The 6278-nt window shown below is 41.4% G+C and carries 5 protein-coding genes and 1 rRNA gene; 5 read left to right on the top strand and 1 reads right to left on the bottom strand.

Features of this window, described 5'->3' with window-relative positions; translation table 11 throughout:
* From FTV28_RS13225 to erpA, 3 genes are all read left to right on the top strand, one after another.
* The coding region (locus FTV28_RS13225) for a zinc ribbon domain-containing protein (RefSeq protein WP_178319679.1) at window positions 1-164 on the top strand (164 nt) is incomplete at its 5' end.
* A 157-nt stretch (window positions 165-321) separates the two neighbouring features.
* On the top strand, window positions 322-1329 hold the full coding sequence (locus FTV28_RS13220) for a putative solute-binding protein (RefSeq protein WP_131261901.1): 1008 nt from the start codon (window positions 322-324) through the stop codon (window positions 1327-1329).
* 133 nt (window positions 1330-1462) lie between these two features.
* Complete coding sequence (gene erpA, locus FTV28_RS13215) at window positions 1463-1798, top strand: iron-sulfur cluster insertion protein ErpA (protein WP_004969742.1); 336 nt, start codon at window positions 1463-1465, stop codon at window positions 1796-1798.
* Window positions 1799-1929: 131 nt separating this feature from the next.
* Here the strand turns inward: erpA and FTV28_RS13210 are convergent, their stop codons facing one another.
* Window positions 1930-3057: an anhydro-N-acetylmuramic acid kinase gene (locus FTV28_RS13210; protein ID WP_004969740.1), complete on the bottom strand. Its 1128-nt coding sequence runs from the start codon at window positions 3055-3057 to the stop codon at window positions 1930-1932.
* Window positions 3058-3120: 63 nt separating this feature from the next.
* On the opposite strand from FTV28_RS13210, the gene tyrS reads away from it, so the two are divergent.
* Window positions 3121-4353, top strand: a complete 1233-nt coding sequence (gene tyrS / locus FTV28_RS13205) for a tyrosine--tRNA ligase (RefSeq protein ID WP_179990690.1) — start codon at window positions 3121-3123, stop codon at window positions 4351-4353.
* 1211 nt (window positions 4354-5564) lie between these two features.
* A 16S ribosomal RNA gene (locus FTV28_RS13200) occupies window positions 5565-6278 on the top strand; the annotation flags it as partial.

Genomic DNA, 6278 nt, shown 5'->3' with positions numbered 1-6278 from the left:
GCTGTGGCTCACGCTCCAGTAGTCCGGAAGGTAGAGCAGGACTTGGAATAAGAGAATGGCAGTGTGTGGAGTGTGGTACGCTCCATGATCGGGATGTAAATTCCGCACTGAATATTCTTGCGCTCGGGCATGAGCGTCTAGCAGTAGGAATCTCCGTCCTTTAGGTCGGGGAGGATGTCAAATTGAAAGATTCGTCAATTGAGTCATATCAGCCAAAGATCAAAATTCGCTAATCTTAGCTTGATGAAAAGTACAGTGCTACAAAATTGAAGGTTTGAATCAATTTTGACCAGAAAAACAAAAAATGGAAGGAACTATAAAATGAAACAATGGACGCAAGCTTTATTATTCGGTGCAGGCTTGTCTTTAGCCGCCAGTGCAGTGCAGGCTAAGCAAGTGGTCTGTGTATTCGACTTGGTCGGTAAAAACGGTGATGTCTATAACTTAATGCAAGACTATCAATTGGCGGCCAAAAACTGGGGCGCAGAAATTGAGTTACGCGTAGGTCAAAACGAAGGCGTGATTGCAGAAGATTTTAAAGCAGGAAAATGTGATGGTATTAGTGTGACGGGCATGCGTGGTCGTCAATTTAACCATTTTACAGGCTCATTAGATGCAATTGGTGCGATTCCAGATTTAAAACTGGCAGTTAAAGTCATGCAAGGTTTGGCGAGTCCTGCTTTTGCCAAATATATGCGCAATGGTCAGTATGAAGTCGCAGGTGTCATTCCTGTGGGTGATGCCTTTTTGATGGTGAATGACCGCAGTATTAATAGTGTCGCCAAAGCCGCGGGGAAAAAAATTGCTGTTTTAGATTATGACCAAGCGCAAAAAATTATGGTACAGCAAATTGGTGCGCAAGCAGTAAGTGCCGATGTCACCAATTTTGGCAGTAAATTTAACAATGGTCAGGTCGATATTATTGGTGCGCCTGCTGCAGTATTCCGTCCTTTGGAACTACATAAAGGCTTAGGCACTAAAGGCGCGATTGTGAATTATCCAATTTTACAGGTCACGGGCAATATCATTATCCGCCCAGATAAATTCCCTGCAGGTTTTGGGCAAAAATCACGTGAATGGGTGAAAGGGCAGTTACCACGTGCCTTTGGTATTTTAGGCAAAATGAAAGCCGATATTCCTGCAAAATATTGGATGCAAGTGCCTGCAGCAGATCAACCGGGTTATCAAAAAATGATGCGTGAATCGCGGATTGATTTAACTAAACGTGGTGTTTATGACAAACGCATGATGAAATTATTGTGGCAATTCCGCTGTAAAGAAGCGCCAACCAATTTTGAATGTGGCTTGCAGGACGAAAATTACAAATAATTGGAGAATCTTGAGGTAATTACTCAGAATTCACTTTAATTCTGCATCACCGTCCCAATATTGAGTATGCTATACTTGATAAGTGGTCTTTTTGCAGAAAAGACATCTGAATTGTACCTGAGGAAAATCCATCATGAATGCCCAAGCACTTGAGCTCACCGACAACGCTGCTAAAAAAGTTCGCCAATTGCGTGACAGTGAAGGTAATCAAGACTTAATGCTACGTGTATATGTGACAGGTGGCGGTTGTTCAGGATTTTCTTATGGCTTTAACTTTGCGGAAAGCCAAAATGAAGATGATGCAGAATTTGTGAATGGCGATGTAAAAATGCTGGTCGATTCACTCAGCTATCAATATTTAGTTGGCTCGGTAGTGGACTATATTGAAGGCTTGGAAGGTTCGCGTTTTGTGGTACAAAACCCGAATGCAACCACGACTTGTGGTTGTGGTTCTTCATTCTCAATCTAAGTATGATTTAAATATTTTTGAGTATCAGCATCTGAAAAAGTAGATTGATGCACTCAAAATGATCAAAGCCTTTCCTATATAGAAGAGGAAAGGCTTTTTTGTTGCTACTGATCTGGTTTAAAAGTGCATCCTTAAACCAAAGTCATGGTACCTAAAATACGATCACCTTTAGCTCCTGTGACCGCGGGTAAATTGCCACTTAATTGCTGACAAAAACGCATTGCCAACCAAGCAAAGGCGGTGGCTTCGACCCATGTCGGGTTTAATCCTAAATCGGCTGTGCTTTGTACTGTCCATTGATGCTTACGCAAACGCCAACGCAATTGTTCTAGCAAATAAGAATTATAGGCACCACCGCCACACACATAGACTTCGCCTGTATCCATGCCTGAACGATAAATGGCTTTTTTAATCGCGCGGGTGGTGAGCTTTAATAAAGTTGCCTGAATATTTTCAGGATTATCTTCTAGCTCGTCATATTCCACATCATTACGCCAATCGGCAACCTGTTCATCTAACCATTCCAAGTTAAAGTCTTCGCGCCCTGTACTTTTGGGTGGTTCTTTAGAGAAAAAAGCATGGGCTTGTAAACGATCTAACAAGCTGCGAATCGGATGTCCATACGCAGCCCAATTGCCATTTTCATCATAAGGTTGTCCTGTGTAACGCTCACACCAAGCATCCATTAAAATATTGGCAGGCCCTGTATCAAAACCCGATACTGCTTCGGGCTGTCCTGCAGGTAACAAACTGACATTGGCAATGCCGCCTAAATTTAAAATTACCCGATGAATACTCGGATGTTGGAATAAGTTTTGATGGAAAGCGGGCACTAACGGTGCGCCTTGTCCGCCTGCAGCCATGTCACGACGACGAAAATCTGAAATTACAGGAATTTGGGTGATTTCGGTGATGATGTTCGGATCACCAATTTGTAAAGTAAAAGCATGTTCAGGACGATGACGAATGGTCTGGCCATGCGAACCAATCGCTTTAATTTGAGATTTATCCAGTTTATTTTTTTCAATCAGGCTGTTAATACCATGTCCAATCATGGTGGCTAAAGCCACATCTGCTTTGCCCATGCGGTCAATTTCATTGTCACCTGGCAAAGTCAGTGCCATGAGTTCGTCACGTAAATCGGGATCAAACGGCAAAGTCAGGGTCGCGTGGAGTTGCAGTGGATCAAAAGAAGCAGCAACAAGATCGACACCATCCATACTTGTGCCCGTCATTACCCCAATATAGATCGCTGTCATGGTTATTCTATAGCCTGCAATATGCTGAAAAAGTGTTAGTATATCGCACAAATTGAATAACTGATGTGTTTGGATTTCGTGATGTCAAATTTCCTGCCGGCTGAAGAACAACTTGCTCTCATTCAACGAGGCACGCATGAAATTATTTCTGAAGAAGATCTTCTAAAGAAATTAAAAGAGAATCGTCCTTTAAAAATTAAGGCGGGGTTTGACCCGACTGCACCTGATTTACACTTGGGGCATACGGTATTAATCAATAAATTAAAAGTATTCCAAGACTTAGGTCACGAAGTATTTTTCTTGATTGGCGATTACACTGCCATGATTGGTGACCCAACAGGTAAAAGTGCTACACGTCCGCCGTTGTCACGTGAAAAAGTCTTGGAAAATGCCAAAACGTATCAGGAACAAGTTTTTAAAATTCTTGATCCAAATAAAACCAAAGTGGTGTTTAACTCTGAATGGTTTGCAACAAAAACTGCAGCAGACTTAATTCAGTTGGCATCGCAGCAAACCGTAGCGCGTATGTTGGAACGTGATGACTTCACCAAGCGTTATAACAACCAGCAACCGATTGCGATTCACGAATTTTTGTATCCGTTGGTACAAGGTTATGACTCGGTGGCATTACAAGCCGATGTAGAATTGGGCGGTACAGACCAGACCTTTAACTTGTTGATGGGACGTACCTTGCAAGGTCGTTATGATCAGGAAGCACAAGTTTGTATTACTGTGCCAATTCTTGAAGGTTTAGATGGCGTGAATAAAATGTCTAAATCTTTAGGCAACTATATTGGCGTATTTGATGCACCGGGTGCGATGTATCAAAAAGTCTTGTCGATGCCTGATAGTCTGATTGAGCGCTATTTTGAATTACTCAGCTTCAAGTCGATGGATGAAATTGAAGTGTTGCTCAAAGAAATGGCAGAAGGTCGTAATCCTCAAGAAATCAAAAAGATTTTGGCACTCGAATTGGTTGAGCGTTTCCACGGCAGCGAAGCTGCAGCCAATGCCCATAAAGGTGCAGGTAATATCATTACCGAAGGTGAATTACCTGAAGGTACGCCAGAAGTGACGATTTCACGTGCTGAATTTGGTGGTGAATTATTTATTGCTTCTATTGTACGTGCTGCAGGTTTAACCAAAAATGCCGCACAAGCCAAAGATGCTGTTGCACGTGGCGCAGTAAAAGTGGATTGGAATGTGGTCGACGCAGGTTTCTCGGTCAAAGAAAACGCAACATATATTATTCAGGCGGGTAAAAAAGCCATTGCCAAAGTCACATTTACGGACTAGATCCATTCTAAGTGATTGAAATAAAAGCAGGCTTCGGTCTGCTTTTATTTTCTGTTTGGTATATTAATTATATGAATAAGTAAATTCAAAAAAAACCTTATAAAAACAACACTTAAATTTTGCCAAGCAGCTTGCATTTTTGCTCAGTTATGTATAAGATTTACCCATCTAGACACAGTGTACAAAACAGATCTAGAGGGTACTTATAACTATAGCTCCACAATTTACAAGTCCCTTCCCCAAGGGACTCTTTTTTTTCGTATAACTATAATAACGATATATGGATCGCATATAGATTCAACTCCGAGGGAGAGATTTTGGGAGAGATCTCTTTCTTTTTTTTGCCTCTAGTTTTGTTGTATTTTATATCTAAAGGTAAAATGTAAGATTACTTCTCTTTGTTTTATAAAAATATTCTTAAAACTTTAAGACCTAATTCAAATTTCAAAGCTACTTATATATGGTAAAACATCTTGTAAGTAGTGCATGTGGATGGCGCGATCTAAACTTGCCGAATAGAAGAGTAGGTTTGTCAACTTGAAGTCGGTAATGCAAATGCTAAGCATCAACTTTGAATTAACGGACAAAACCACCAAGCTGACATGAAATCAATGCTAGATGTACGCCGTATGTAGGAATATTATTTTGGATAATGCAAAAGCATTTTTAACAGAGATGTAAAATTTTTTAGATGTCGCAAGACAAAAAGAATCATATACATTGGCAATCGTTGATTACAGCCTGCAAAACTTGACCGATTTGAGCCCATAAAAGTATGGATAAAAAAGCCCTCTTTACTTTGTAGATGTGAGTTTTTATTTAAATTTGATGAAAAAATAGCTAAAAAATTAAAAAACCAAGTATTTTTGTAGAAAAAAAATACATACGTGAAAAATATCCTAATTTGGGGCTTGCAAAGATTTTGAAATCCCCTAGAATGCACACATCCCGACGCGAAACAGCCTACAAACTTAGCTCACAGGGTTAAGTTGTAGAGAATTTTTTGCGTTAAAATTTCTACTGACGAGGTAGAAGTTGAGATCATTAAGAGATTATGAAGAACAACTTGTGTGGATTTTTACTGATTGATTAATCGAAAATATTTCATTGATTGATTGGTTTAAATTACTCGAAGTTTATTTGAGCGAAATTTAAGTCAGAAAATTGATGAGCCAGATTTGGAAGTTTAGATTAAAACTTCAAAATGATTTTAACTGAAGAGTTTGATCATGGCTCAGATTGAACGCTGGCGGCAGGCTTAACACATGCAAGTCGAGCGGGCGAGGTTGCTTCGGTAACTGAGCTAGCGGCGGACGGGTGAGTAATGCTTAGGAATCTGCCTATTAGTGGGGGACAACATTCCGAAAGGGATGCTAATACCGCATACGTCCTACGGGAGAAAGCAGGGGATCTTTATGACCTTGCGCTAGTAGATGAGCCTAAGTCGGATTAGCTAGTTGGTGGGGTAAAGGCCTACCAAGGCGACGATCTGTAGCGGGTCTGAGAGGATGATCCGCCACACTGGGACTGAGACACGGCCCAGACTCCTACGGGAGGCAGCAGTGGGGAATATTGGACAATGGGGGGAACCCTGATCCAGCCATGCCGCGTGTGTGAAGAAGGCCTTTTGGTTGTAAAGCACTTTAAGTGGGGAGGAGGCTTACCTGGTTAATACCTGGGCTAAGTGGACGTTACCCACAGAATAAGCACCGGCTAACTCTGTGCCAGCAGCCGCGGTAATACAGAGGGTGCGAGCGTTAATCGGATTTACTGGGCGTAAAGCGCGCGTAGGTGGTTAATTAAGTCAAATGTGAAATCCCCGAGCTTAACTTGGGAATTGCATTCGATACTGGTTAGCTAGAGTATGGGAGAGGATGGTAGAATTCCAGGTGTAGCGGTGAAATGCGTAGAGATCTGGAGGAATA

The organism is Acinetobacter sp. YH12252 (genome assembly GCF_013417365.1).
Classification (GTDB): Bacteria; Pseudomonadota; Gammaproteobacteria; order Pseudomonadales; family Moraxellaceae; genus Acinetobacter; species Acinetobacter towneri.
Note: the sequence above shows the minus strand (reverse complement) of the source record. Positions and strands in the feature narration are given on the sequence as shown.